The sequence below is a fragment of the Sedimentitalea arenosa genome (genome assembly GCF_016428585.1).
Lineage (GTDB): Bacteria > Pseudomonadota > Alphaproteobacteria > Rhodobacterales > Rhodobacteraceae > Sedimentitalea > Sedimentitalea arenosa.
Map to the genome: position 1 here is coordinate 50,981 of NZ_JAELVR010000002.1, position 24,009 is coordinate 74,989.

A 24,009-nucleotide genomic window follows, 5' to 3' on the forward strand; every position below is an offset into this window, starting at 1 on the left:
AATGACGGCGACGGAACAGGACAAGCTGGCCAGCGACTGCGAAGAGGTGGCGGACCTCGCGCGCCGCGCGCGGGCCTGGATCGAGGATCCGGACAATTCCGACCTTGTCGGCGCCGAAAGCAAGTCCCTTGTTCAGACCATGCGCCGTGGCGGTCGTCGTGCGCGGCGGCTGGCGCGGGCGGCGCGGACGCGGATGTCGGTCAGCGTGTTCGGCCCCAGCCAGGCGGGCAAGTCCTTCCTCGTCTCGGTCCTCGCGCGGCCCGAGGATGGCCCGCTGGTCGCCGAGTTCGGCGGCGGCGCGCGGGCGCTGGACTACATCCGCGAGATCAACCCCGAGGGCGAGGGCGAGAGCACCGGGCTCGTCACGCGCTTCACGATGGATCGCTTTCCGACTCCCGAAGGTCACCCGGTGCGGCTGACGCTGCTGAGCGAGGCGGACATCATCCGCACGCTGGTCAACAGCTTCTTCATGGATGGCGACCGCAGAGAGCCCAGCCCCGAGCCGGGCGAGATCGCGGCTCACCTGGACGCGTTCAAGGCCCGGACCGGCGCGGTGCGGCCGGGGCTCGACGAAGACGACGTGCACGAGATCGGCGAGTATTTCGAAACCGCCTTCGGGCGCGAGGCCTATTCCTCCGCCCTGCGCCCGTTCTGGGAGGAAGCGGCCACCATCGCCCCGGCGTTAAGCGGTGCGGACCGCGCCGCCTTTCTCGCGATCCTCTGGGGTTGGCATCAACCCTTCTCCGATCTCTACGTGCGCATGGCCGCGGCGCTCGACGCCCTGGGACACCCAGAGGAGGTTTTTGCCGGGCTCGACGCACTGGTGCCGCGCGAGGCCTCCATCATCGATGTCAAGACCCTGGGAGGTGGGGCGGACGGCACGCCGCTTGCGGTGCGGACCGCTTCGGGCGCGCCGGTGCAACTGCCCCGGTCGGTGATCTGCGGGCTGGCGGCCGAGCTGGTTCTGCCGATGCAGACGCTGCCGTCGCCGATCTTCGCGGACACCGACCTGCTGGATTTCCCCGGTGCGCGCAACCGGTTCGAACAGGATCTGGGCAAGGCCTTCGCCGGCGGAGGCGAGGCGATGCTGCCGGAGCTGCTGTTGCGCGGCAAGGTCGCCTATCTCTTCGACCGCTACGTGCAGAACCAGGAAATCACGTCCATGCTGCTCTGCCTGCCGGACAGCAACATGGAGACGGTCGACCTGCCCGGGCTGGTTCAGAACTGGATCGCCAAGACCCATGGCGCGACGCCCGACCTGCGTGCGCAAACCGATTGCGTGCTGTTCGTCGTGCTGACCAAGTTCGACAAGCATCTCGGGGATTCGGCGGCAGAAGGCGGCGACGAGACCCGCTTCGAGCGCCGGATGAACGCGTCGCTTCTGGAGAAGTTCGGCCGCGGCAGCGATGACTGGGTCAACGAATGGACCTCCGGTCACCCCTTCGACAACTGTTTCTGGCTGCGCAATCCGAATTTCTATGTCGACGGGCTGATGGAATATGACGAGCAGAAGCGCGAGCTTCGCATCCGTCCCGAGAAACAATCGCGCATGGCCGAACTGCGCGCCGGCTGCCTGTCCTCGCCGGCGGTCCAGCGCCACTTCGCCGATCCCGGCGCGGCCTGGGACGCGGCGCTGAACCTGAACGACGGCGGGGTCAGTTACCTGACCCAGGCGCTGGCCCGGGTCTGCAGGCCCGACAGCAAGCTGCGCCAGATTGCGGCCCAGCTCGACCAGGCGCGGGCCGACCTGAAGCAGGCGATCGACCCGTTCCATGTCTCGGATGATGTCGAGGCGCGGATCAGCGAAAAGCAGGAGGCGGTCGCGAGGGTGATCGACGACCTGGAACAGGCGCTGGCGCGCCATCGCTTCGGCGCGGTTCTGGCGGCCCTGATGGTGGACCAGGACGAGATCGAGGGCCGCATTGCCCGGGTGCCCAGTTCGATCCGGATCACAAGCGCCGTCAGCGCGGCCACCGGCGACGCGGTCCTGCGCGCGCCGGACGCTCCGGCGCTGCAACGCCCGGGCCGGCCGACCCGCCCGATACGCCCGGATCGTCCCACACCGACGCCTGCGGCCGAAGCCGAGACCCCGGCGGCCGATATCAGGACCATGACACTGGAACAGTTCCAGGCGGAAACGGCGATCGAGACCTGGATCGAGCGGCTCAAGGCGTTCCGGGACGATGCGGCGCGGCGTCGCGCGCTTGGCATGGGCGACAGCACCAGCGGCGATCTTGTCGCCGAGCTGATTCATGCCGCACGGCGCACCCGGCTGGGGCCGCGAACCGCCAAGGCACTGGAAGAGGTCAATTTCGGTCTGAACGTCGAAAAACAGGCGCAACCGGCCTCCATTCTCGGGGCCGAGGCGATCAATGGCTTCGTCACGACGCTGGGGATGCTGGAGCTTCCTCCCGAGGCGCGTCCGCAGGTGCAGACCGCCGAAGGCGGCGGTCGCGCCATTTTCGACCGCCCGCCCGCCGCGGACAGCGTCGATGATCTTCCGGCGCAACCGCTGGCGTTCGCCGAACAGATGTGGACCGATTGGGTCTTCGCGCTCGACGCGGTCTTCGTCGCCAACGCCAAGGACGGGGTCGGCGGCGAAATCGATATCGAGCAGAACATGCGCCTCGGGCAGATCCTCGCGGCCCTGGCGGGCCAGGCGGCCGCATGAGCCTGTTCGTCCACCCGGACCCCCAGGAACCCGCGGGAGGGTTTGCGTTTCTCGAACTGCCCGAGGGCACCCTGACGGAGCCGACCGCCACTGTGGCGGTGTTCGATGCCTTTGGCGAACGGTGGCTGGCGACATCCGAGATGCTGGGAGACCGGATCGAAGTGGGCGATGCGAACTGGCAGTCCGACCGGGTCGAATTCGGACCCTACGAGGTGCATCGGCACGATGGCGCGGATTGGGTGCGGATCGGTCCCGAGATCGTCAACAAGATCGAGGAATACGCGCCGCTTCGGCTGGTGGTTTCGGGTCACCCCTATGACGTGACCTGGCCCGATACCGTGCCGCCACGCGCCGGGGCCGCCGTGCTGGGGAGCCTGCAGACGGTGGCGCGCAAGGAGGCGCCGCCCGGACCGGAGCGGTTGGTCGGCAAGGCGCCACCGGTGGAGCCGCCACAGGCACCGCCCGAACCAGAGTCTGCACCGGTGCCCGAGGAAGCGGCCGTACAGTCGCGCAAGGGCAGCGTGCTTCTGCCGCTGGCGCTGCTGCTGGTCGCGCTCGCAGCCGGCATCGCGTGGTATTTCTGGCCAGAAAGCGGTGATCAGGGACAGGCGCCTCCGCCGCCGGTTCCCGAGAGCGATCCCTGCAGTTTCGCGAACTTGTCGGCCCTGTCGGGCGGATTCCCGGTGACGGCGGAGGCCCTCCGCGACTGCGGCACAGCGGTCGGCCCCGACACTGCCCTGCGTCTTGTCGAGGATGCGGCAGCGCGCAATGACGGCGCGGCGCTGCTCCTGTTCGGAACGCTCTATGACGGCGAAACGCTCGATGCGCGGATCGAGGACGTGATCGGGCTGACATTCGAAGATGATCCGGCGAAAGCGGTGGAGTATTACGACCGGGCGTTGCGCGCGGGCGCAGCCGAGGCGGCAGGGCCGAAAGCCGCAACCTGCACACGACTTGCCCGGTCCGATGCAACCTTGGCCAAGGGGGCCCATGATGATTTCTGTGTTGAATAGCGACTGCCTGCGAAGGTCGGTTCTGATCGCCGTGGCCGGTTTTTCCCTGGCGACGGGCCTGCCTGCCAGCGAGGCGCAGGCACAGACCGCCGAGCGGCCGCTTCTGGTGGAGGGGCGGGAGACCGTCTATCAGCGCGTCCTGACCCGTCCCGGCGCCATGCATCACCCGTCGCCCGATGCCGCCGCCACGCGCGGCTATCCGGCATTTCAGCCGCTCTATGTCTACGGTGTTCAGACCGGCTGGTACCAGGTCGGCCCCTCGATCTCGGGCGGACCGACCGGTTGGGTGCCGGCGGGATCGGTCGTGCAGTGGAAGCAGAACATCGTTGCGGCCTTCACCAACCGCGCAGGCCGCGAGCGGCAGGTCATGTTCGGGACCGAGGAACAGCTGCGCGACCTGATGGAACATGAAGCGCTGCGCGACATGCAGGCGCAGATCCTGCAGGAAGTCGAAAGCGGCGAGGTGCCCGACGAGCGCGGTATCGTCGCCGCCGAACCCGAGGACTTTGTCAACGTGGTCGAGCAGCTTTACCTTATGCCGATCCTCGATTTCGCGCAGGATCTGCATCCGCTGAACTATGAATCCAACTTGCTGATGAAAGTGGCGTCGGTGCCATTGCGCGACGAGGAATCACCTGCGCCCGCCGGAACCGGTGACTTCGACGCCGGAATCGTCTTCGTCTTCGACACGACCCGCTCGATGGACCCTTACATCCAGCGCACGCAGAGCGCGGTGGAAACCATCGTGCGCGATCTGCAGGGCACGGACCTTGGCGACCGCGTGCAGTTCGGCGTCGTGGCGTTTCGCGACAATACGGATGCAGCGCCGGGGCTCGAATACCGCACGCGGACGCTGCTGCCGCTGCAGCGCCGTGCCGACCAGTCGCAGGTGGTGGCGACGATCCGGGCTGCCACGCGGGTCGCTTCGGCCAACTCTCCGGGCTTCAACGAGGACAGCCTTGCCGGCGTCGAGGACGCGATCGACCTGACCGACTGGACCAATGGCGGCGCCGATCCTTTCGACGCGCGGATCGTGATCCTGATCACCGATGCCGGCCCAAAGGACGTGCGCGATCCGAACGCCCGCTCGCAGATCGGCGCCAAGGAATTGCAACGCAACGCGCAGGACAAGGGCGTTGCGGTGATGACGCTGCACCTGCAGACACCCGCGGGTGGCGAGGCCCAGCACGCCTATGCCGCCAGTCAGTACCGAGACCTGTCCCGCTTTCATGGCGATACGTTCTATTACGGCATCGAAAACGGTTCTCCCGAAGCGTTCCAGGTCACGGTGACGCGGCTGGTGACGGCGTTGACCGATGTGATCCGCGTGGCCCGCAACGAACAGCGCGTGCTGAGCCCGGAAGAGACCGGGGACGAGCTGGTGAACCTGGGGCTCGCGTTGCAACTCGCCTACCTTGGCCGGCAGAAGGGCACCCAGGCACCGGACGTGATCGAAGGCTGGGTGTCGGAGAAGGCCATCGAGAACCCGGCCAAGACCGCGATCGAACCGCGTCTTCTGGTCACCCGCAACGAGATGGCGACCATGGCCGATCTGCTGGGCGAACTGACCACGCTGGGCGAGCAGAGCCGCGGAGCCGAGGACGCGGCGACCTTCTTTTCGCAGGTGCGCGACGTGGTGGCGCGAATGGCGCAGAACCCCGACCGGCTGATCGACACCACCAGCGACACCCTTGGCGGGGCGCTCGAGTTCCTCGAGGATCTTCCCTACGAGAGCCAGCTCATGCTGACCACCGAAGACCGCTGGGCGCAGAGCGCGATGAACCGCCGCGCGATCCTGGACGGGATGCGCCAGAAGCTGGTGCAATACCGCAAATGGCTGCTCGACCCCGAGGTCTGGACGCCACTCTATGACGACGCGCCGGATGGCGAACATGTCTTTGCCATGCCGTTCGACGTCCTGCCCTGATCCGCGATGCAGAACGGCCTGTTCCTGAACGATGCCGAGGTGACCCTGCGCGATGGCGACCGGGTGTTCCGACTGCGGGTCGATGACCTGGCTTTGGAACCGGGTAGGGCGGTCGCGCTGACCGGGGCGAGCGGATCGGGCAAGACGTTGCTTCTGGAGCTGCTCGGGCTGTTGCGCAAACCCGGCGCCGGCACGCGGTATCGCTGGGCCGGACCGGATGCCATCGACCTCGGCGGGCTCTGGGCATTGGGGGTGCGTAACGCGGATCTGGCGCGGGTGCGGGGCCGGATGTTCGGTTTCGTGCCACAGACCGGCGGCCTGCTGCCGTTCCTGAGCGTTGCCGAGAATGTCGCGCTGCCGCAGCGTCTGAACGCCTGCGAGGATGCCGGATGGTGTCGCGACCTGATCCAGACGCTGGGCCTGTCCGACGTGGCCGCGCTTCTGCCCGGGGCGCTGTCGATCGGCCAGCGCCAGCGCGCCGCGATCGCCCGCGCATTGGCGCACCGCCCGCCTTTCGTGATCGCGGACGAGCCGACCGCCGCGCTCGACAGCGACAGCGCCGACCGGGTGCTCGAGCTGCTGCTGCAGACCGCCCGTGCGCACGGCTCGGGCGTCATCCTGTCTTCGCACGATCTCGACCGGATCGCCCGTTTCGGCATTCCGCGCCTTCAGCTGAACACGCGCAGCGAGGCCGGGGAGATCGTCAGCCGGCCGGAAGCATGTCCATGCTGATCGTGCACCTGGCCCTGCGCGACCTGGTGCGCGACCGGTTCTTCCTGTTCTGCAACATCGCCGTGATGATCGGCATACTGGTGCCCCTGCTGGTCCTGTTCGGGGTCAAGAACGGCGTCTACTCCGCGTTGATCGGCGAGATGCTGGCCGATCCGGCGAACCGGCAGATCGACACGCGGGGCAATGCCGCGTTCTCCGAGGCCGAAATCGCGGCGCTGCGTGACTGGCCCGAGATCGTCTTCATGACGCCCAAGGTGCGCGGGCAATTCGACTACATGAACGTGCGCGCCGTCGATGGCCGGCGGATGCGGCCGGCCTTGGTGCTGCCGTCGGGCGCAGGCGATCCGACCTTGCCCACGGGCGCCACGCTGGCGCCGGATGCCGTGGCGATCAGCGCGCAATTGGCCGCGCAGCTTGACCTGTCCGAAGGCGCCGAGGTTCAGCTGATCAGCCAGGCCGAGGGGCGGCCGCGCCAGTTGGTCCTGCCGGTGCGCGTGGGCCATGTGCTGCCGGAGGCGGCTGTTTCGGGCCGAACGGTTCTGGCACATTTCCAGATGCTCGATCTGATCGAGGCCTACTATGAATCCTACAGCTTGCCCGAGTATGGCATTCAGGGAACCCGCGACCTGTCGCAGCGGGTGGTGTCCTACGAGGGAGTGCGGGTCTATGTCGACCGCCTGGAGAACCTTGCCGGGTTGCAAACCCGTCTCGAGCAGCATCTGGGCGTCGCCACCTCGGCCCGCACGCGCGACGTCGAGGCATTGCTGGGCCTCGGACGCAAGCTCGACCTGGCGCTCGGCCTGACGACCGTGCTGGCGGCGCTGGGGCTGGGGGCGGCTCTGGTGCTGGGGTTCTGGTCGGACGTGGGGCGCAAGAAGCTGGTGCTCGCCGGGATCGCGCTTCTGGGCGTGTCGGGTCGGCGTCTGGCGCTGTTTCCCATGGTTCAGGCGTTGGTGACTGCGCTGGCGGGTCTGGTCCTGTCCTTTCTGCTCTATGCCGTCGCGGGGCAGGCGGCCGCGGCGCTGTTCGGGCAGGGGTTGCCCGACGGCGCGCCGCTGGCGATCATCACCTGGCCACAGGCGCTTGCGATCTGCGGCGCGGTGCTGATGTTGGTGTTGGGGGCCGCGGCGGTGGCGGCCTGGTCGGTGCAGCGGCTCGATCCGGCCAGCGTGCTGCGGGAGGGTGCATGATGCGGTCCGCGTGCGCCGCCATTGCACTCGGCCTCGCAAGCGTGGCTGCCGCCGAGGAGGAGCCCCCCGCCTGGCCGCTCGACCTGACGGACCCGGCGCACGTGGACGCGCCTGCCGATCTGATGCTGCCGATGCCCTGCGGCGCCGCGATGGCGTTTCAGAAAGTCACGGTACCGGTCGATGCCGCCGACCCGCTGGCCGATCGCCGAGTCCGGTTGGGGCAGTCGCTGGACCAGAGCGGCTACTCCGACTACTTGCGCCCGGTCTTCCTGCGCGGGCCCTTCGCGGACAGCGCGGATGGCACAACGCACTACTTTATTGCGCGCTACGAACTGACCGAGGGGCAGTATCGCGTGCTGCAGGGAGTGTGCGACCCGCCCAGCCGCACGGACCGGCTGGCGAAGGGCGGGCTTGGGTGGCTTGACGCCGTGACGCTGGCGCAGACCTACACCGAATGGCTGTATCGCGAGGCGCCCGACATGCTGCCGCGCGCAGGGGAAGCTTTGGGTTTCCTGCGCCTGCCGACCGAGGCCGAGTGGGAATACGCAGCGCGTGGCGGAGCACGGATCGACGCGACAGAGTTCGCCGGTTTGACCTTCTTCGGCACAGGGGATCTGGCGGATTATGCGCAGTATCAGTCCGGTTCCTCGCGCGGACGGTTGGGTCCTGTGGGGGTGCGACGGGCGAACCCGCTGGGTCTGTTCGACATCTATGGCAACGCCGAGGAGTTGATGCTGGAGCCGTTCCGCCTGAACGCGGTCGGGCGTGCGGGAGGTCAGGTCGGCGGCCTTGTCACGCGCGGCGGCTCGATCCTGTCGAGCGCCGATCAGATCTATAGCGCACAGCGGACGGAATATCCGCCGATCGAGCGCAGCACCGGCGCGCCGCTCCGGTCTGAAACGTTTGGCCTGCGGCTGGTGATCGGCAGCCACATCGCCACGTCGGATGCGCGCCTGCGCGAGATCCGCGACCGCTGGCTGGCCCTGGCCGGGAGCGATGCGGGCGCGGACGGGCAGGCCGATCCGGTCGCGCTGCTGACCGGGCTGATCGAGGCCGAGATCGATCCGCGGCGCAAGGCGGCGCTCGACGGGCTGAAGCTGGAGCTGCGCCGGTCGCGGGACGAGGCACAAACGGCGCTTCAGCAATCCGCCCGGGCCACGCTGCTGGCGGGGGCGGTTTTCGTGGAATCGCTCGTCGAGAACGCGCGGGATATCGAGGACAAGGCCGGCAACATCAGGATGCTGGTCGATCTTCAGCGCGCCGGCAACAACAGCCCGGTCTATGCCCGGCAGGTCGACCGGCACGTCACAGAGATCGGCCAGATGCGCGAGGTGCAATCCACCTACCTGCTGTCTTTCCTTGCAGCCCTGGAAACGCTGAGCACCGACATCGAGCCCGCAGATCGCGACATCGCCTATACCGTATTGCGCGAGGAGCTGTCGCTGTCCGGACGCGACCAGATCCTCGCCATGCTCGACCGTTTCTGGACCGACCTGACCGAGTACGAGACACGGCCGGATGGCTCGCCAGAGCGGCTTTTGGACCTCGCGCTTCGGTGATCGGCCGTGCGTGCCGCGTCAGGGCGCAACGTTCACATTCGCGCCATACCGCCGCCTCGGCCCTGCCACGCCGGGCTGAAAACCTTGACTCCTATACGAACGGATGGTGGGCTGGTATAGTTGCGCTATTGGCATGTTGCGCCTTGTTGTCCAAAACCCGGTCGGGTGGCGCACGGCAACAGTCTTGGGTGAGGTTTGAAAAATGTTTGCACGAAAGATTTGTACGAGCCTGGTGGCGGCCAGCCTGATCGCGGTTCAGGCGGGGCGCGCGCAGGCGAATGATGCGGCCGCGCTGGTGGGTGGATTGCTGCTGGGCGGCATCATCGTCAACGAGGTCAACAAGAACAAGCAGCGCCAGCGCACGACGACGCAGCGCACCACTCGCTCGAGCGGTATTTCTTCCGCACAGCGGGCCGAGAACCGTCAGGTTCAGACCGCGTTGAACTACTTCGGATACAATGTCGGCACTGTCGACGGCGCGCTCGGCCGCAAGAGCCGTGCCGGCATCTCGCGCTACCAGGCCGAGATGGGATTCCAGCCCGACGGGTATCTCGACCCGCACGAGAGCGAATTCCTTCTGGGCAGCTACCAGCGGGCCTTGGCGAGTTCATCTGTGCCGCCCTACAACCAGATCGTCGCCGCGCAGGGCTATAACGGTCTTCTGCGCACCTATCGCAACGAACAGCTTGGGATCGCCACGCCGAACCAGCCGACACCGGGCGTGCAGCGCGCCGCCGCCCCGGCGCCGGTTCCGGTCCCGCAACCGGCGCCCGCCCCCGTGGCGCAGCCCGCGCCGGCGGCGACGCAGCCCGAGCCGGTCACCGCGCGCGCGAATACCGGTGGTCTGCCCGAGTTCAACTTCGGAACGGTGTCCAAATCGGTGAACGACCATTGCAGCGAAATCAACGTGCTCACGGCGGCCAACGGTGGCATCACCACGGCGGCGCGTGTCACCGATGCCGAATTCGCGCTGAACGAACAGTTCTGCCTTGCGCGCACCCATGCGACGGCCGAAAGCACGTCGATCATCTCGACCATCCCGAACACCACGGATGCGCAGCTTGCGCAGCAGTGCGAAGGGCTTGCGCAGGCCATCGCGCCCTATGTGGCGTCGCTGAACAGCGAAAGCCCGGACCAGGTCGTCTCCAAGACTGCGGCCTTCCTGCAAGGCTCCGGCCGTCCGATGGATCAGCTTGTGTCTGGCGGCAAGGTCTGCTTGGGCGTGGGCTATCGCAGCGACAACGCCGAAATGGCACTGGCCTCGGCCGTCCTGTTGGCAGGCGCGGGTCAGACGGGCTATGCCGAGATGGTCAGTCATCACATGCGCGAGGGCTTCGGCACCACGGCGGCGTCCGCGCAGCAGTCGGGCGCCTGGATGAAGATGGCAACGGATTCGCTGGCCGCCGGTGGTACGGCGGTTCTGGGCCAGTCTTCGGATCGCGTTGCGGTTTTGAACGCGGCCATGCAGGGCGGCAACAGCCCTTCGTCAAACGCGGCCGCGGCTTTGCCGGTCTTCCCGGCGCCGTCGAATAACTGACGCTCTTGCTGACCGGAATGCCCGGTGCGTGATCGCACCGGGCCGTGGCGCTGGGTCTCTCGCCAGACCTATTCCTTTCGTTTCAGAATGGCCTTGCGCTTTTTCTCGTATTCATCGGGAGAAATGGCGCCGGCATCCAAGGCGGCCTTGAGGTCGGTCAGTTCCTGACCCGTGGTTGTCGTCGTCACGTTTGTTGTCGATCTGTTGCTGCCATGTCCGCAGCCACTGACAATGGCGAGCGAGACGGCGAGCAGGCCTCCGACGAAGATACGGGTCATTCTCTGTCCTTTCGGGTATTCCGGTTCCATATCTCTATCGGAAGCGACGTGCCCGTCAACCGCCCGGGCGGCTTGCGGGGCGGCCGTCCACTCTCCTTGGCCGGTCCCGACGTCACTCTGGCCATCGAGCGCGAAACCGGTCAGCCTTGCTGCGACCGTCACAGAGGAAACACGCCATGCTGACCGTACATCATCTGAACAATTCCCGTTCCCAACGCATTCTCTGGCTACTCGAGGAACTGGGCCGCGACTATGAGATCAAGTCCTACCAGCGTGACCATGAAACGAACCTCGCGCCGCCGGAGTTGCTGAAGGTGCATCCGTTGGGGAAATCGCCGATGATCGAGGATGATGGACGGCTGATCGTGGAAAGTGGCGCGATCGTCGAGTATCTTTGCGCGCGCTATGCGCCCGACATGATCCCCGAGCGCGGCACCGACGACTGGATCACCCACCAGGAACTGATGCACTTCGCCGAAGGTTCGGCGATGACGCCGATCCTGCTGGCGCTCTATGTCGGACGCCTCGGGGCGGCGGGGCCACCGCTTGGTCCGCGGATCGAACACCAACTGTCGAGCCATTTCGACTACATGGAACAGATGTTGCGGCCTTCGGGCCATTTCGTGGGCGACGCGTTGTCGGCTGTCGACATCATGATGAGTTTCCCCGCCGAGGTCGCGGTGCGACAGGGCCGCGGCGACCGACATCCCCGGCTGGAGGATTTCGTGACGGAGATGCATGAGCGCCCGGCCTTCAAGCGTGCTCTGGAACGTGGCGGCGACTACGCGTTCGCCTGACGCGCGCTGCGCCGCTCGCGCCGGGCGATGTAGAGACCCGAGGTGAAGATCACGCCTGCGCCGATCCACGTGTAGATGTCGGGGATCTCGCCGAAGAGCCAGGCGGCGAGAAGGGCCGTCCAGATCAGCTTGAGAAAGTCGAGCGGTAGAATCGCCGTCGGGTCGGTCTCCTTCAGCGCCTGGCTCAGCGAGACCTGCGCGATCGACCCCGAAAACCCGATGAAGACCAGCCAGAGCCACGCGCCGGGTGAGGGGGGCTGCCAGACCATCAGCGCGGGTCCGATGGAAAACAGGCACAGGAAGATGCCCATCCAGGCGACGATGGCGATGCTGCTGTCGGTGCGGGACAGGATCTTGATCATGATCATCGCCGTTGACCAGAGCGCCGCCGAGCCGAGGACCAGCAGCGCCCCCGGCTCGACGATCGCGAGACCCGGGCGCAGGATGATCAGCATGCCGGCGAACCCGAAGAGGATCGCCAGCCACCGATGCAGACGGAACCGTTCGCCCAGCACCAGCACCGACAGGCAGGCGGCGAAGATCGGCGCTGTGAAGCTGAGCGCCGTGACCTTGGCGAGCGGGGTTGTCGCAACGGCGGTGAAGAACATCAGCATCGCCGCGATGTTGACCAGCCCGCGCAACGCGTGCAGGCCCAGCCGTGTGGTGCGCATCTGGGCCCAGCCATTGCCCAGAAGCAAGGGGATCAGGAACGCGAGGCCGAACAGGTTGCGAAAGAAGGCGATCTGGAAGGGATCGAGTTCGGCCGAGACGGAGCGCACCGAGACATGCATGACCGAAAAGGCAAGCGTCGACAGGCACATCAGAATGCTGCCGCGCAACACGGGCGTCTGCAGGTTCCACAGGGACAGCAGCCTGTGGCGGAGTTCGGCGAAGGGTGCGGACATGAGACCTCTGTGCGCGCAGGCGGTGTTCCGAGCAAACTAGATCACATGTTAAGAGGTTGCGATAGCGGATTCCTGCGGAGCTTTCAGCCGCCCTTGAGCCGCTGCATCAGGTAAACCTCGCTGTCGGGTGCGACAGGCTCGGTCAGACCGCTGGCGATGATGCGTCCGTCCACGGCGACCGAAACGCCGGCATCGATCGCCTCCTGCAACCCCGGATGGGCCTTGACGAGCCCGTCCAGGACTTCGCCGACAGTTGAGGCTTCGACCTCCACCTTGTCCTTGCCGTCGGCCAGGGCGCGCAGCCCTGACCAGAGGTTGACCTCAACCATTGCGCTGCGCATCCAGCGCGGCGAGGATGCGGGGCGGGGACATCGGCAGTTGACGCAGGCGCACGCCCGCCGCCGCAGACACCGCGTTGGCAATCGCCGCCAGCGGCGGACAGATGGACGTTTCCCCGACCCCTCGCACGCCATACGGGTGACCGGGGTTCGGAACTTCGACGATCACCGTGTCGATCATCGGCAGATCGCTCGCCACCGGGATGCGGTAATCGAGGAACACGGCGTTCTGTAACCGTCCGTCTTCACCGTAGATGTATTCCTCGTTCAGCGCCCAGCCGATGCCCTGTGCTGCGCCGCCCTGGAACTGGCCTTCGACATAGGTCGGGTGGATCGCCTTGCCGGCATCCTGCACCACCGTATAGCGCACGACGCTGGTCTTGCCGGTTTCGGCATCGACCTCGGCATCCACGATATGGGTGGCGAAACTGACGCCCGCGCCTTCGGGCGTGGCCTCGAAATGACCCACGATCGGCCCGCCGGTCGCGCCCATGCGCTTGGTGATCTGGTCGATGGGCAACGGATCGAAATCGCCCGCGTTGGGACCGGAGGGCACGGCACAGCCGTCTTCCCATTTCACCGCGTCCTCGGGGATGCCCCATTTGGCCGCCGCGCGTGCGCAGAGCTTCTTCACCGCGTCGCGCGCGGCCTCGATGGTAGCGAGACCGCTGGCATAGGTCACGCGGCTGCCATGGCTGACCTCATTATAGCCCAGCGTCGCGGTGTCGGCGATGGTGACGCGGATGTTTTCGTACGGAATGCCAAGCTCTTCCGCCGCCATCAGCGCCATCGACGCGCGGCTGCCGCCGATATCCGGTGTGCCCACCGCAAGCTGCGCGGTGCCGTCTTCGGACAGGGCCAATGTAACCGCGGTTTCGCCGCCATGGTTGAACCAGAACCCGCAGGATATCCCGCGCCCCTGACCGGGTTTCAGCGGGGCGGAATAGTGCGGATGGGCCTTGGCCGCTTCAAGCGTCTCGACCAGCCCGATCTGGTCGAAGGTCGGGCCGAAGCTGGCCTTGGTGCCCTTTTTCGACGCGTTCTTGAGCCGTGTGTCGATCGGATCGAGCCCGAGCTGGTTGCACAGCTCGTCGATCACCGATTCCACCGCGAAGGCCGCCATCGGAGAGCCGGGCGCGCGGTAGGCGGCCTGCTTGGGGCGGTTGCTCATCACGTCGTACCCGACCTGGTGCACGTTCTTCAACGCATACGGCGCAAAGGCGCACATGGCGGTGAATTCGCAAGGCGCGCCCGGAAACGCGCCGCCCTGCAGGCGGAACACGCCCTGCGCGGCGGTGATCGTGCCGTCTTTCGTCATCCCGATCTTGATATCCATCGAGGTCGACGCGGTCGGCCCGGTGGCGCGGAAGACTTCGGAGCGCGACATGACCAGCTTGACCGGCTTGTTGGTCTTGCGTGACAGGGCCAGAGCGACCGGTTCGATGAAGACAGCGGTCTTGCCGCCAAAGCCGCCGCCGATCTCGCTCGCTGTCACGCGCAGGTTCGCGGTCTCAAGCCCCAGAAGCGCCGCACAGATCTTCTGCACGTTCCAATGGCCTTGCGTGCAGCACCAGAGTTCGCCCTTGCCGTCGCCGCCAAGCGTCGCAAGACAAGCATGCGGTTCGATATAGCCCTGATGCGTGGCCTCGGTCTTGAAATGATCCTCGATCACCAGGTCCGCCTCGGCAAACCCGGCTTCGACATCGCCGTGCCCGCTTTCGTGGTAGCGCACCACGTTGGGGTGTAGCCCCTCGGGCACCGACGCATCCGCCGCACCTTCGCGGATCACCGGTGCACCCTCGGCCATCGCCGCGTCGACATCGGTGACATGCGGCAGCACGTCGTACTCGACCTCGATCAGCTTGACGGCGTCGCGGGCGATCAGCGCGCTGGTTGCGGCGACGGCGGCAATGGCATGCCCGTCATAGAGCGCGGTGTCGCCTGCCATGACGTTTTCAAGAATGTTCCAGTTCTCGCCGGTCAGTCCGGTGGCGAAATCGGCGCGGGTGACGATGCCCTTGACGCCGGTCAGCGCCTCGGCCTTGCTGGTGTCGATCCGCTTGATGCGGGCATGGGCATGCGGGCTGCGCAGGATCGCCGCGTGCAGCATACCGGGGGCGGTGACATCGGCGCCGAACCTTGCGCGTCCGGTGACCTTGTCGACCCCGTCGGGGCGGTCGGGCCGGGTGCCGACCTGGGTGAATCCGTGCGATTTCAGGGAATCCAGTGCCATTACGATGCCTCCCGCATGTCCGCTGCCGTGTCCATCACGGCGCGGATGATCTTGTCATAACCTGTGCAACGGCAGAGATTTCCCGCCAGCCAATAGCGCACCTCGGTTTCGGTCGGATCTGGGTTCTTTTTCAGCAGGGCCTCGGTCGCGACCAGGATGCCCGGTGTGCAGATGCCGCATTGCAGGGCGGCATGTTCGATGAATTTCTTCTGGAGCGGGTGCAGCGCCTCGCCGGTGGCCATGCCTTCGACCGTGGCGATCTCTTTGCCCTCGGCCTCGGCCCCCAGCACGAGGCAGGAACAGACCAACCGTCCGTCTAGCGTGACCGAACAGGCGCCGCAATCGCCGGTGCCGCAGCCTTCCTTGGCACCGGTCAGGCCGAGCCGGTCGCGCAGCACGTCCAGCAATGTCTCGCGCGGATCGCAGAGGAACTCGACCTCGTCGCCGTTGACGGTGGTTGTCACATGTATGTTGCTCATGATCCTGCCTTTCCTGCGCGCTCATAGGCGATTTTCGCGGCTCGTTTCGCCAGAACACCGGCGACATGGGTGCGGAACGCGATGGTGCCACGCTTGTCGTCGATGGGCTTGCAGGCGGCACTGGCCGCCTCTGCCAGCGCGTCGAGCGCCGCGTCGCCGAGCGTCGTGCCGATCAGGGCGTCCGCCGCCTCCTGCACCAGCAGGACGGTTGGGGCGACCGCCCCCAGCGACACCCGCGCCTCGGTGATCCTGTCGCCGTCCCGGCGGAGGTTGATCGCGCAGCCAACGACCGCGATGTCCATTTCGGTGCGCGGAATGAAGCGCAGATAGGCGTCGCCACCTTGTGCTCCTCGCGGCGGCACATGCACAGCGGACACCAGTTCGCCCTTGGCGAGGCTGGTCTTGCCGGGGCTGACCGGGATCTCCTCGACGGCGACCCGCCGGGTGCCGTCCGGTCCGGTGACCGACAGGGTGACGCCGGCGGCAACCATTGCCGGAACCGCGTCAGCGGCGGGCGAGCCGTTGCAGAGGTTGCCGACCATGGTGCAGCGGCCCTGGATCTGCGTGGAACCGATCAGGTCCACCGCCTCGACAAGCCCTGGCCATTCGCCACCGAATTCGGGATGTTCGTTCAATTCGGCCCCGCTGACGGCGATTCCGATCCTCCAGCCGCCGTCCTCCTCGCGGGCGATCTCGCGCACGCCCGTGATGCCCTTGACGTCGATCAGTGTGTCCGGTGTCGCGATGTCCGCGCGCAACTGGACCAGCACATCCGTGCCCCCGGCGAGAAAGCGGGTCAGGCCCTCGGCCCGCGCCGCGATCGCCGCCGCGTCGGCAAAACTGTCCGGTTTGTGATATTGCATTGAGGTGTCTCCCGGCTCGTTGACCGCCAAACTGTTTCAGATCGCGATGGTCTCGGCAACCACCACCGTCGCGTCGGGCGGTGGATTCTCGCCTTCCCGATTGCATCTGCCGAGCTGCGCGGCCTAGGTTGACGCGAAACGGAAAGGGAGCAGCATCGAATGACGATTGAGGACGCGGGACCACGGACGATGAACGGGGCGGAAAGCCTTGTGCGGACCCTGATCGAGAGCGGTGTCGACACCTGCTTCACGAATCCGGGCACGTCCGAGATGCATTTCGTCGCGGCGCTCGATCACGTGCCGGGAATGCGCTCGGTGCTGGCCTTGTTCGAAGGGGTCGCGACGGGTGCTGCCGACGGGTATTACCGGATGGCGCGCAAGCCCGCCTGCACGCTGCTGCACCTCGGCCCCGGTCTCGCGAATGGTCTCGCGAATCTGCACAACGCCAAGAAGGCCGGGTCGGGCGTGGTCAACATCATCGGTGAACATGCGGCGAGCCATATCGAACTGGACGCACCGTTGACCTCGGATATCGAGGGCATCGCGCGGCCCATGTCGCATTGGGTGCACAGTTCGACCAGCGCGGCAGATGTGTCGGTCGATGGCGCGCGCGCCGTTCAGGCCGCGCGCACCCCGCCGGGCCAGATCGCCAGCCTCATCCTGCCCAGCGACACTGCCTGGACAGAGGGTGGCGCCGTGGCTGCGCCGCTTCCGGTACCCGAGCGCACGGGTTTTGACGACGCCGCCCTTGCCGAGGCTGTGGCGGCGCTGTCCGGCCCGGACAGCCTGTTGCTGCTGGGCGGCGCGGCATTGAGTGTCGAGAACCTCGAGATGGCGGGCCGGATCGTCGAAAAGACCGGCTGCGGGCTGCTGTCGGAATGGTCCAACGCGCGGCTCGAGCGTGGGGCAGGGCGGGTTTTCGTCGGCAAGGTACCCTATCCGATCGACCAGGCGCTCGAGGTGCTGGGCCGCTATCGGCGGATCGTGCTGGTCGGGGCGCGGGCCCCGATCGGGTTTTTCGCCTATCCCGGCAAACCCGCCGTTCTGACGCGGCCGGATGCTCAGATCGTTGCGCTGGCCGACGCGGGCGCCGATCTGGGCGGGGCGCTTGCCGCGCTGGCCGACGGGCTGCAGGCGCGAGCCACGGCGCCTGGCGGGATCGCCATGAGGCAGCAGGTGGCGCTGCCTTCGGGCGCGATCACCGCCAAGAGTATCGCGGCCGTTCTGGCGCGCACGATCCCCGAGAACGCGATCGTCGTCGATGAATCGGTCACCACGGGGCGCGCCTTCTTGCCGGCGACTGCGGGATCGGCACCACACACATGGCTCAACAATTGCGGCGGGTCGATCGGCTATGGTCTGCCGGTGGCGATCGGCGCCGCCATCGCGCGTCCCGAGCGCAAGGTGTTGGCGATGATCGGCGATGGCAGCGCGATGTACACGCTGCAGGCGCTCTGGAGCATGGCGCGCGAGGGACTCGACGTGACGACGGTTATTCTCTCCAACCGCAGCTACGCGATCCTGCGCGGAGAATTGACAAATGTCGGCGTGCAGAACCCCGGGCCGCGCGCGGTCGACATGCTGTCGCTGGATCGTCCGGCGCTCGATTGGGTGGCCATGGCGCGCGGCATGGGGGTCGAAGGGTGCCGTGTCGAAGACGCCGCCGCGCTTGAGAAGGCGATGATCGCCGGTCTGGATGCCGAAGGGCCCTATCTTATCGAAGCGGTGATGTAGCCGCGTTCCGGACACAGGAGACAGACATGGACATCTTCCCGGCAGGACAACGCCCGACTCTGCGCGCCAATCCGGACTGGTTCACCGGAACCGTCTGGCAGGACCCGATCATCGAAGCGCCCTCTCCGGCGCGGGTGCGGGCGCTTCGCGTCGCGTTCGAACCGGGCGCGCGCACGGCGTGGCATCACCACCCGTTGGGGCAGACGCTGCACGTTACCGATGGCGTTGGTCTGATCGGTGTTCGGGACGCCCCGCCAAGGGTCATCAGGGCGGGCGACACGGTATGGATTCCGCCCGGTCTCGAACACTGGCACGGCGCCGGGCCGACCACCGGGATGGTCCATACGGCCATACAGGAGCAGCAGGACGGCTCGGTCGCGACCTGGCTCAACAAGGTGACCGACGCGGAGTACGGCGCTGCACCTGCTGACTGAAGCTGTCGCGGATCAGGCGCGTCGATGGATTTGAACCGAACCGCGCGGTCGCTTGGGCCAATCGGATCGGCGGGAATGGATCGTTCGCTTTTCGGTGTTTCTGGCGAGTGGGGCGCCGCTCTGACCTGAACTGTGTTTGCGCCGAAGTTTGGGCCGTGCTTGGTGAGGAGCTCATCACTCGGAGTGCAAAATATCAGAAAAAATATTTAAAAACAGTATTTAAGGGAAATAAGTTAACGTAACTTCTGACCTGAGTGTCAGGAGGGGCTTGCGTCATGACGGGCCTCACAAGCGACCGTGCCCAGAAAAACCTTTACGAATCATGACCGGTTCCCACATCTTTGGTGTATAGTTTTTGTAAGTATTTTATTTTTTTTTGAAAGGCGCGATCGTGAACATCGCATTCGCCGTGGTTTTTGTCTCTCTCATTTGCTTCTTCGAGACAGCGCGGCACGGCGTGTTCAGCCTCAGCCTTCCCGAGATTACCAGTGTTGTCTATGGCGCTCTCGTTCTGGGAGCGGTCGTCATTCTGCGCGGTGACCTGATCTCGGTGATCATACGGCCGAAATCCACGCTTTACGGAACACCTCGGCTGATCTGGACTTGGCCGCGCACCCTATTCGGGGTGATGCTCGGTCCATTGCTCTGGGTCGTGCCGGTGCTCTACGGGGTCGTGTTGCTGCAGATCACCGTTCTGCCGGACGTATCGGTCGCGGGACTGGCGGCGTCTTTTGCGCCGTTCCTGCTGATCGCCATCGCCGAAAGCCTTTTCCTGCGCGAAGCGGTCATCAAGGCGTTCTCGCCCAGGCTCGCGCATATCTATGTGGTGTCGACTCTGGCGGTATTCATCTTCCACGTCGCCGACGGCGTTCCGCAGGCGCTGATCTCAGCGGGAGCCGGGGTCTATTTCCTGACGCTTCGACTGATCGGCGCCAACATTCTGGCGGTCGCCTTGGTCCATGCGGCGAGCATGGTCGTGTTCTCCGAGGCACTGAACCTTGGCATCGAGGCGGCGCAAATCTGGACCTACGCCGGCTATTTCGTTGCCGCATCGATTGCACTTTCGATTTTCATTTATTCATTGTTTTCAATTCGCAAGGAGGCATTTTCTCATGCCTGACGGACAGTTTCAGCCCGACAACGCAGACGATGCCGCCACCAGGATCAAACCGTCCCGCTACAACATCCTGGTCCCGATCGCCGGGGGCAGGCACCTTGCCTACAACACCGTGTCGCAATCCTTCTCGATCTGGGACAGGGACGACATGGCGCTCTGGACCGATCTGGCCACCGACGGCAGCGTTCCATTCACCGCCGCTTATCGCGGTTTCGTGCAGGGCGGTTATGTGCTGAACGCCGACGCCGACGAACTGGAGGTCGTGCGTGCTCGCTACGACGCGGCACGGCACAACGACAGCCACATGATGCTGACGATCGCGCCCACCCTGTCTTGCAATTTCGGCTGCCACTACTGTTTCCAGGGCCTCGACAAGCCGTTGACCAAGATGACGCCCAAGGTGCGCGCCGCGACCAAGGCCTTTGTGCTGGATCGGCTGAAGGGCAAGAAGAGCTTTCACTTGACCTGGTATGGCGGCGAGCCGCTGATGGACCAGGAGGCGATCTGGAATATTTCCGCCGACGCGATCCGCCACTGCGAGGCGCACGGCATCAAGTACACCTCCATGATGATTTCCAATGGCTACAAGATGACCGTTCCGGTCGCCGAGAAGTTGAAGCAGGCGCAGGTGTCGCGGGTTCAGATCACCATCGACGGGGACGAGGAGGCGCATGACAGCCGTCGCCACCTGACAAGTGGACGCGGCACATTCCACAAGATCATCGACAACATAAAGGCCGTGACCGCACGAAAACTCCTGTCGGTATCGGTCCGGGTCAACATCGACGGGCAGAACGAGGCGGAAGCCCTGGCGCTGCTGGATATCCTTCAGGAGTCCGGGCTGGGCATCAAGAACGGCGTGTCGGTCTATTTCGCCCCGGTTGAGAGCGTCGCCGAAAACGCCGGTGGCTGCGACAGCTGCCTGTCCAAGACCGATTACGGCGAGACCGAAAGCCGACTGCACCAGGTGGCGTTCGAAAAGGGCCTGATGGCGATGCCCCGGATGCCGCGGTTCCTGGGGCTGTGCACGGCAGTCAAGCCCAACAGCTATGTCGTCGTGCCCAACGGGGATCTGCACAAGTGCTGGGACACGGTAATGGATTCCAGCCTACGCGTCGGCAGCGTGATGGGTAATACTCGCAAGAAAGACGCGGGAACCGAAAAGATGTGGAACGACTGGTCGCCCTTCGACAACCCGGTGTGCAGCAGCTGCCAGCTTCTGCCTGCCTGCGGTGGCGCCTGTGCGTTCAAATTTGTCCACAATGATTATGCCTCGGGAGAGTCAGGCAAGCTGCCTTGTCCGAGTTTGAAATTTAACATGGCCGAGCAACTGTTTCTCCGCGCGAAGGCGCGGGGGTTCGTCACGGATGACGACTGGGATCAGAAAAACAGTCCAACGGTCAAAGACGGTGGCATGCTCACCGGGAGCCGGCACACGCTGGATTCCGTCGGGGCGGTCCACCATGCGCTGATGGGATTGTCCCACGGCGTTCATTCATAAAAGCACCGGTCTTTTTTCAGAGCCGGGCAACAGGGAATGACGTGTACGTCATTTCACCAGTTTATTGGAGTTTACAAAATGCAACTTCTTTCCTTCCTGCGGTCTACCATTGCAGACCTGACTGCCGAAGACACAAGCGACGATGCGATCGTCGAACTGACCACCGAACAGGCGATCGCAATCACCGGCGGCATGCCGGTCCCCGATCCCGCCCAGGAGAGCGACGAGGGCAATGAAGGCGACGAAGCCGACGAGGGCAACGAAGACGACGAGGGCGACGAGAACAACGAAGGCAACGAAGGCAACGAGCCCAGCCTGTTCGATGAGGGTGACGAGGGCAACGAGAACGTCGCCAACGACGAAGGCGACGAGGGCAATGAATTCGCGACCACCGGAGCCGATGAAGGCAACGAGGGCAACGAATTCGCCACCACCGGCGCCGACGAAGGCGACGAGGGCAACGAATTCACCACCACCGGAGCGGATGAGGGCAACGAAGGCAACGAGTTCTCACCGAACGACGAAGGCGATGAGGGCAACGAAGTGACCCCGCCCGCTGACGGCTCGGAAGGCGACGAAGGCGACGAGGGCAACGAATTCGCCAGCACGCCGAACGACGAGGGCAACGAGGGCAACGAATTCACGCCGAACGACGAAGGCGACGAGGGCAACGAGTCCGATATCGGCCTCGATGAAGGCAACGAAGGCAACGAGCCAGCCGATCCGGATGGTGCCGGCAACGAAGGCGACGAGGGCAACGAAGGCGACGAATTCAACGAGGGCAACGAGGACAACGAGGGCAACGAAACCGCCGACTTCATCGTCGAAATCGGCAATGACGAGTTCAACGAAGGCGACGAGGACAACGAAGGCAACGAGAACGACGAGGGCAACGAAGGCGACGAATTCAACGAGCAGAATGAACCCAACCTGTTCGATGAAGGTGACGAGGGCAACGAAGGCGACGAAGGCAACGAGGGCAACGAATTCGCCAGCACGCCGAACGACGAAGGCGACGAGGGCAACGAGAACTCCGTCAACGACGAAGGCAACGAAGGAGACGAGGGAGACGAGGGCAACGAGGGCAACGAAATCACGCCCAACGACGAAGGTGACGAGGGCAACGAGCCCGCAGATCCCGACTTCGCCGGCAACGAAGGCGACGAAGACAACGAGGGCGACGAATTCAACGAAGGCAACGAAGACGACGAAGGCAACGAAACCGCCGACTTCATCGTCGAGATCGGCAATGACGAGTTCAACGAAGGTGACGAGGACAACGAGGGCAACGAGAACGACGAGGGCAACGAAGGCGACGAAGGCAACGAAGAGAACGAGCCGAACGACTTCGATGAAGGCAACGAGGGCAACGAACCCGGCGACGAAGGCGACGAGGGCAACGAAGGCGACGAAGCCAACGAGGGCAACGAGAACGTGCCCAACGATGAAGGTGACGAGGGCAACGAGAACTCGGTGAACGACGAAGGCGACGAGGGCAACGAGAACTCGGTGAACGACGAAGGCGACGAGGGCAATGAGAACTCGGTGAACGACGAAGGCGACGAGGGCAACGAGAACTCGATCAACGACGAAGGTGACGAGGGCAACGAGAACTCGATCAACGACGAAGGTGACGAAGGCAACGAAACTGTCGATCCTGACTTCGACGGCAATGAAGGCGACGAGGGCGACGAAGGCGACGAAGCCAACGAAGGCAACGAAGGTGATGAGCCCGTTGCTGGGCCTGTCGACATCACCATCAACGACGAAGGCGACGAGGGCAACGAGGGCAACGAGCCCGGGGACACCTCCGACGAAGGCAACGAAGGCAACGAGGGCAACGAGCCCGGTGCCGATGAAGGCAACGAAGGCAACGAAGGCAACGAGGGCGATGAAGGTATCGGCCGAGGTGAAGACGAAGGCAACGAAGGCAACGAAGGCAACGAGGGCGACGAAGGCAACGAAGCGGGCGTCGACGAAGGCAACGAAGGCGACGAACGCGGCCCGGGTGACGAGGGCAACGAAGGCAACGAAGGCAACGAAGGCGATGAAGGCATCGGCCGAGGTGAAGACGAAGGCAACGAGGGCAACGAAGGCAACGAAGGCGACGAGGGCAACGAGCGCGGCGTCGACGAAGGTAACGAAGGCAACGAAGGCAACGAGCCTGGTGACACCACCGACGAAGGCAACGAGGGCAACGAAGGCAACGAACCCGGTGCCGATGAAGGCAACGAGTATGACGAGGTCCTTCCGCCTCCGGGTGCCGGCTTTGCCTGCGGTGCTGATGGCGGGGCCGACGAATACGGTGCCGACGATGCCTGCGGTGCGGATGCCTGCGCCATCGATGCGGGCGGCCCGGCCGGAGCTGAGGATGCCGATGACGTGTTCGGCGCCGATCTTGCCGGTGGCCTGGACATCGATCCGGGCGTCTGAGCGAACGCGGTAATGGAGTGCAGGGCGATGAACGGCACGTTCGGACACATCGCCCTGCGCCACCCCGTCTGCGCGGGATACCGCCTCCCAAAGCGGCGCAATGCGCGCCGCTTCCACTGGGCCGATACTGTCATGATGACGACCCCGGCTCCCGGTGCAGGACCGTTTCAGGACCTGCACAACCCGATCCCGATCGCTTTGACGTGTGGCGAGGCGGGATGATCAGGGGACAGAAGCGCCCTTGATGTGACGACATGCACTGTTCCGG

At 65.3% G+C, this 24,009-nt stretch carries 20 protein-coding genes; 14 read left to right on the forward strand and 6 right to left on the reverse strand.

Annotation, left to right across the window (positions count from 1 at the left end; translation table 11 throughout):
- Position 1 precedes the first annotated feature (1 nt).
- The 7 genes from JF290_RS03065 to JF290_RS03095 all read left to right on the forward strand — a co-directional run bounded on the left by JF290_RS03065 (position 2) and on the right by JF290_RS03095 (position 10,629).
- Complete coding sequence (locus tag JF290_RS03065; protein ID WP_199023285.1) at positions 2–2,671, forward strand: virulence factor SrfC family protein; 2,670 nt, start codon at positions 2–4, stop codon at positions 2,669–2,671.
- The gene (locus JF290_RS03070) at positions 2,668–3,684 is read left to right on the forward strand and encodes a hypothetical protein (protein ID WP_199023286.1); all 1,017 of its coding nucleotides are present in this window, start codon (positions 2,668–2,670) and stop codon (positions 3,682–3,684) included. Before JF290_RS03065 ends, JF290_RS03070 begins: the two co-directional genes overlap by 4 nt.
- The gene (locus JF290_RS03075) at positions 3,662–5,611 is read left to right on the forward strand and encodes a vWA domain-containing protein (protein ID WP_233155117.1); all 1,950 of its coding nucleotides are present in this window, start codon (positions 3,662–3,664) and stop codon (positions 5,609–5,611) included. Before JF290_RS03070 ends, JF290_RS03075 begins: the two co-directional genes overlap by 23 nt.
- A gap of 6 nt (positions 5,612–5,617) precedes the next feature.
- On the forward strand, positions 5,618–6,343 hold the full coding sequence (locus tag JF290_RS03080; RefSeq protein WP_199023287.1) for an ABC transporter ATP-binding protein: 726 nt from the start codon (positions 5,618–5,620) through the stop codon (positions 6,341–6,343).
- Positions 6,337–7,533: an ABC transporter permease family protein gene (locus JF290_RS03085; RefSeq protein WP_199023288.1), complete on the forward strand. Its 1,197-nt coding sequence runs from the start codon at positions 6,337–6,339 to the stop codon at positions 7,531–7,533. The genes JF290_RS03080 and JF290_RS03085 overlap by 7 nt, the downstream gene beginning before the upstream one ends.
- The gene (locus JF290_RS03090) at positions 7,530–9,092 is read left to right on the forward strand and encodes a formylglycine-generating enzyme family protein (RefSeq protein ID WP_199023289.1); all 1,563 of its coding nucleotides are present in this window, start codon (positions 7,530–7,532) and stop codon (positions 9,090–9,092) included. The genes JF290_RS03085 and JF290_RS03090 overlap by 4 nt, the downstream gene beginning before the upstream one ends.
- A 202-nt stretch (positions 9,093–9,294) precedes the next feature.
- The gene (locus JF290_RS03095; protein WP_233155118.1) at positions 9,295–10,629 is read left to right on the forward strand and encodes a peptidoglycan-binding domain-containing protein; all 1,335 of its coding nucleotides are present in this window, start codon (positions 9,295–9,297) and stop codon (positions 10,627–10,629) included.
- A 68-nt stretch (positions 10,630–10,697) separates the two neighbouring features.
- Here the strand turns inward: JF290_RS03095 and JF290_RS03100 are convergent, their stop codons facing one another.
- The gene (locus tag JF290_RS03100) at positions 10,698–10,907 is read right to left on the reverse strand and encodes an SHOCT domain-containing protein (RefSeq protein WP_199023291.1); all 210 of its coding nucleotides are present in this window, start codon (positions 10,905–10,907) and stop codon (positions 10,698–10,700) included.
- A gap of 176 nt (positions 10,908–11,083) precedes the next feature.
- Here JF290_RS03100 and JF290_RS03105 point away from each other — a divergent pair, with 176 nt between their 5' ends.
- The gene (locus tag JF290_RS03105; RefSeq protein WP_199023292.1) at positions 11,084–11,704 is read left to right on the forward strand and encodes a glutathione S-transferase family protein; all 621 of its coding nucleotides are present in this window, start codon (positions 11,084–11,086) and stop codon (positions 11,702–11,704) included.
- On the opposite strand, the gene JF290_RS03110 is transcribed toward JF290_RS03105, so the two are convergent.
- From JF290_RS03110 to JF290_RS03130, 5 genes are all read right to left on the reverse strand, one after another.
- Positions 11,689–12,609, reverse strand: coding sequence for a DMT family transporter (locus JF290_RS03110; RefSeq protein WP_199023293.1), 921 nt, complete (start codon positions 12,607–12,609; stop codon positions 11,689–11,691). The genes JF290_RS03105 and JF290_RS03110 overlap by 16 nt on opposite strands.
- 83 nt (positions 12,610–12,692) lie before the next feature.
- Positions 12,693–12,938: a MoaD/ThiS family protein gene (locus tag JF290_RS03115; RefSeq protein WP_199023294.1), complete on the reverse strand. Its 246-nt coding sequence runs from the start codon at positions 12,936–12,938 to the stop codon at positions 12,693–12,695.
- A complete protein-coding gene (locus tag JF290_RS03120; protein WP_199023295.1) occupies positions 12,931–15,180 on the reverse strand; it encodes a xanthine dehydrogenase family protein molybdopterin-binding subunit in 2,250 nt (749 codons plus the stop codon). Before JF290_RS03120 ends, JF290_RS03115 begins: the two co-directional genes overlap by 8 nt.
- Entirely contained in the window at positions 15,180–15,659 is a 480-nt protein-coding gene (locus tag JF290_RS03125; protein ID WP_199023296.1) for a (2Fe-2S)-binding protein, read from the reverse strand. The genes JF290_RS03120 and JF290_RS03125 overlap by 1 nt, the downstream gene beginning before the upstream one ends.
- Entirely contained in the window at positions 15,656–16,522 is an 867-nt protein-coding gene (locus tag JF290_RS03130; RefSeq protein WP_199023297.1) for an FAD binding domain-containing protein, read from the reverse strand. Before JF290_RS03130 ends, JF290_RS03125 begins: the two co-directional genes overlap by 4 nt.
- 159 nt (positions 16,523–16,681) lie before the next feature.
- Between JF290_RS03130 and JF290_RS03135 the strand changes: the two genes are divergently transcribed.
- The 6 genes from JF290_RS03135 (at position 16,682) to JF290_RS03160 (ending at position 23,963) form a co-directional block, all read left to right on the forward strand.
- Positions 16,682–18,256 carry an acetolactate synthase large subunit gene (locus JF290_RS03135; RefSeq protein ID WP_233155119.1) on the forward strand — a complete coding sequence of 525 codons (1,575 nt, stop codon included), beginning with the start codon at positions 16,682–16,684 and terminating at the stop codon, positions 18,254–18,256.
- 26 nt (positions 18,257–18,282) lie between these two features.
- Positions 18,283–18,690, forward strand: coding sequence for a (R)-mandelonitrile lyase (locus tag JF290_RS03140; protein WP_199023298.1), 408 nt, complete (start codon positions 18,283–18,285; stop codon positions 18,688–18,690).
- Positions 18,691–19,081: 391 nt separating this feature from the next.
- Entirely contained in the window at positions 19,082–19,810 is a 729-nt protein-coding gene (locus JF290_RS03145) for a hypothetical protein (RefSeq protein WP_199023299.1), read from the forward strand.
- A complete protein-coding gene (locus JF290_RS03150; RefSeq protein ID WP_199023300.1) occupies positions 19,803–21,308 on the forward strand; it encodes a radical SAM/SPASM domain-containing protein in 1,506 nt (501 codons plus the stop codon). Before JF290_RS03145 ends, JF290_RS03150 begins: the two co-directional genes overlap by 8 nt.
- A gap of 78 nt (positions 21,309–21,386) precedes the next feature.
- Positions 21,387–23,741, forward strand: a complete 2,355-nt coding sequence (locus JF290_RS03155) for a hypothetical protein (RefSeq protein WP_199023301.1) — start codon at positions 21,387–21,389, stop codon at positions 23,739–23,741.
- Between the two features lie 27 nt (positions 23,742–23,768).
- On the forward strand, positions 23,769–23,963 hold the full coding sequence (locus JF290_RS03160) for a hypothetical protein (protein ID WP_199023302.1): 195 nt from the start codon (positions 23,769–23,771) through the stop codon (positions 23,961–23,963).
- Positions 23,964–24,009: the final 46 nt, after the last annotated feature.